This window comes from Xanthomarina sp. F2636L (assembly GCF_026410195.1).
In the GTDB taxonomy this organism is placed as follows: Bacteria; Bacteroidota; Bacteroidia; order Flavobacteriales; family Flavobacteriaceae; genus Xanthomarina.
This window is the reverse complement of the sequence record NZ_JAPMLM010000050.1, coordinates 1-218: the sequence shown is the minus strand read 5'-3', so window position 1 is coordinate 218 and position 218 is coordinate 1. Positions and strand designations below refer to the sequence as shown.

Here is a 218-nt window from a genome sequence, read left to right as displayed (position 1 = left end):
GTTACGCGTACTTGGACATTTACTGATTCTTGTAATAATACATCTAGTGTGTCACAAACTATTACTGTTTCTGATACTACGGCACCTGTAGCTCCAGCTGCTCCAGCTGATCTAACAGTAGAGTGTATCGATGATGTACCTGCTCCTATAGATTTAACAGCAACAGATAACTGTGCTGGTGATATAGTTGCAACTCCAGTAGATTCAACTGATAATTC

1 protein-coding gene is annotated in these 218 nt (G+C 39.9%); it reads left to right on the top strand.

All coding sequences use genetic code 11. The features are described 5' to 3' along the window. The coding region (locus OS191_RS00235) for a hypothetical protein (RefSeq protein ID WP_267153698.1) at window positions 1-218 on the top strand (218 nt) is incomplete at both ends.